The organism is Shewanella sp. 10N.286.52.B9 (assembly GCF_002873635.1).
Taxonomy (GTDB): domain Bacteria; phylum Pseudomonadota; class Gammaproteobacteria; order Enterobacterales; family Shewanellaceae; genus Shewanella.
The window spans coordinates 1-3,011 of record NZ_MCTY01000116.1 but is presented as its reverse complement, the minus strand read 5'-3'; the positions used below and the strand labels follow the sequence as shown (position 1 = coordinate 3,011).

Below are 3,011 nucleotides of genomic sequence, written 5' to 3'. Positions count from 1 at the left end.
CCAAATTGAGATAATTCTGGTGCCAAAGGATGCGTAAAATGAGCTTTTTACGCATCGATAATTTTGTAACATTCGAGAAAACCCATACATATCAATCTACTGCGAAATTTTTTAAAGTGTTGTATAGACCTCGTAAACAAAGACGCATTCTTTTTCCGGCAGTATTTTGAGCAATACTTACGTATTTATGAAAAATATTCGATTTACAACAATGACTTAGCGATGGTATCTTTGAGGTTTGAATTGAGCAGCCTGGAACATTATTGAGCTGCTAATGAATAAGCTGTTAGCCTACAAACTAGTAATAATTTCAATAACAATAAAAGGAGATGAAATTGAAAAAACTAATTGCATTTTTGCCATTCTTGATTGTGTCTGGAGCTTTTGCTGAAGATACAATTCCGACCAAACAAGCAAAGACAAATGGAATTAAAACATGCATTTCAGCGGTAGAAAAAGTGTCTAATTTCATTGCTGATGGCGATCATGGAGCCAGTAGCGTGTGGAATAGCAAAGTACCCGATGAGTCCGCATTTAGTTCAGTAATAGAGCGAACATACTCAGACGGAGCAATATTAACAAGCATGACAGTTGCCCGAACAAAATCAGAGCATTGTTATGCTGAATATGAAAAGGTTATTTATTTCACTGATAACTGCATGGCAACCGTTCAAAAAAACTACAAAGATGCCGAGTATAAAGGTGAGGTAAATAAGAACATCACTTCTCTTAATCAAGGTGGAGTGGATGTATTCCTAATGCCTGCTGGTACCGGTTGTGTTGTTGTAAGAAAAGAAATATTAATGGATGCAAAGTAGGCTAACAAGGCCAGTCAGTAGGACGCAGCAAAGCTGCGCCTCTGCTGGCGGCGTTATATGCAAAGGAAGGTTTTGTGACACTTGAAGCTACTTGCTGTTGTAAGCAAATATCAATAACTCTTTCAGGTAAGCCTGAAATGAACTCAGTTTGTAATTGTACTAACTGTAAACAACGTACGGGAAGTGCTTTTGGAATATCTACTTATTTTAAAACTGATGCCGTATTAAAGAAATCAGGTGAAACAACGATTTATAAGTTGTGGCATAAAGAGCAAGATCACGAACAAAATCGTCATTTTTGTACTCAATGTGGTACTACGTTGTATTGGACTATATCAACCATGCCCAATTTAATTGGTGTCGCTGGTGGTTGTTTTTCAGCTTCTGAAATTTTAGAACCAACTCATACATTAAATAACTCTAACAAATGTCAGTGGATTAGCTTTCCTTCTAACTGGCAAGTTCAAGAGTAATTTGCATATAACAAGCAATTCAACAGGACAAAAAACAGTTGGTTTTGCTCCTGCGTCGCTAATTTTAACCAACTATTTTTTGCCCGTTAATGTGGGCGTTAGGTGCACAAGGAGGTTCCATGCAATCTGCTGACAATCAAACTTTAAAGGTAATATCTTCAATTATTCTAGTTCAAGGAGGAATTTTACTTTACTGGATTATTACGTCTGATAATTTCTTCGGCTCCATTGGTTTCGCGACATTATCAAATGTAGGCATAGTGTCATGGGGCATAGCCGCTTTGGTTGTTATCTCATATGTTTGGGGGGCGGCAAGTATCTCTAATGTACGCGAACACATGTTTAAGTTTAATAAACTAAAATATTTAGCTCTACTAGGTGCTTTAGTTTCTGGATTTTTTGAAGAAATATTATTTCGAAAAATATTGATGGATTACCTTCAAGAAGAAGGTTTCAGTGATTTCATTCAAATAATTATTTCTGGTATAGCATTTGGAACCGCACACTTAGTATGGGGTGGTAAGGCTTTATCAGCGGCTATAAATGCTACTTTTTATACTTTTTTCCTAGGTTCTGGTCTTGCGCTTATCTACATAATGAGCGATAGAAATTTAGCTCTTTGCATTATCGCACACACAATAGTTACTGGTTTAATCGAACCAGGCTTAATAAAGTCAGCAGTATTAAATAAGTTGGGCTATTTGAAAGAGCGCACCTAACAAGGGTTTTCAAGTCGGACAAATTACAGTTGGCTTTTTGTTCGTGCCTCACTTATTTTAGCCAACTGCAATTTGCCGCTTAAAACGGCGTTAAATTGCTTTGTGGTTTTCGATATATGCTAGTGCTATTAAAGTTATTACCTCCTCACTTTTAGGTGTGGAAGTTTTTATGATTTATTTTTTAAAAGGTTGTTTAGGATGAATAATAAACCAAAATTGGATAATGAAACTATTTGGGTTTTTAAATGCATAGTAGATTCATTAAACCCGGTTTCTAAATGGATAAAGTTAGATAAAAAGGTTTCGCTCAGATTGGATAATTTATCTGACGGAGAGAAAAATACATTATCGAAAGTTTATTTATCATTTTTCCTCGTTATTGGTTTTTTACTCATTTGGTTAAACTACCATGATTTTAAAAGTATAGTTAATGAACTTTCTGTGTACAAAAATCCTCTCTGTGATGAAATTTATGGTGAAAAAATGAGTTGTGGCGACACCACAGCCTCATATTTTGTAAAGGGTAATGTGTTTAAGTTAACTGCCGCACTCGAGGTTTCATTTTTACTGATAGGTGTTATTTGGGGGAATATTGGCTGGGATCGTGCTGCCTTAATAAAGAGTGATGGTGTTGAAAATCTAAGTGATTACATGACCCTTCCTATAGTTCTTTCTATTATATGTTTTTCAATTTCCTATTTAACTATAGATTTATTAGCTTTGGATAATGGTAACTTTATCATGTCAAATTCTAAATCTTTTATGCTAATACCGATAATCTTGTTCTTCTTGTTTATGATTTTTTTGATGAGAGTAGCAAGAAAAAAAGTCTGCGCAATTTAACAGATAAGGATAGGCCGCGCGTAGCCGCGGCCTTATCCCAAGTGTTGAACAAGCCCGAGTGATACCTTTATAGTGTAAATATCGGCGTAAGATCTTACGCTTTTTCGATGTGTGCTGAGCAGTTACATTTTTTACTAGCCGCATCGATCCCTTAGCAT

Annotated in this window: 4 protein-coding genes; all 4 read left to right on the top strand. The window is 35.8% G+C overall.

The features are described 5' to 3' along the window. Nucleotides 1-335 precede the first annotated feature (335 nt). Nucleotides 336-818 (top strand): hypothetical protein, encoded by a 483-nt coding sequence (locus tag BCU91_RS07335; RefSeq protein ID WP_133126586.1) that lies wholly within the window; start codon nucleotides 336-338, stop codon nucleotides 816-818. A gap of 74 nt (nucleotides 819-892) precedes the next feature. Then, the gene (locus BCU91_RS07330) at nucleotides 893-1,291 is read left to right on the top strand and encodes a GFA family protein (protein WP_102531204.1); all 399 of its coding nucleotides are present in this window, start codon (nucleotides 893-895) and stop codon (nucleotides 1,289-1,291) included. Nucleotides 1,292-1,410: 119 nt separating this feature from the next. Continuing rightward, a complete protein-coding gene (locus BCU91_RS07325) occupies nucleotides 1,411-2,010 on the top strand; it encodes a CPBP family intramembrane glutamic endopeptidase (RefSeq protein WP_157936275.1) in 600 nt (199 codons plus the stop codon). A gap of 198 nt (nucleotides 2,011-2,208) precedes the next feature. Next, nucleotides 2,209-2,853 (top strand): hypothetical protein, encoded by a 645-nt coding sequence (locus BCU91_RS07320; protein WP_102531202.1) that lies wholly within the window; start codon nucleotides 2,209-2,211, stop codon nucleotides 2,851-2,853. The last annotated feature ends 158 nt before the right edge of the window (nucleotides 2,854-3,011 follow it).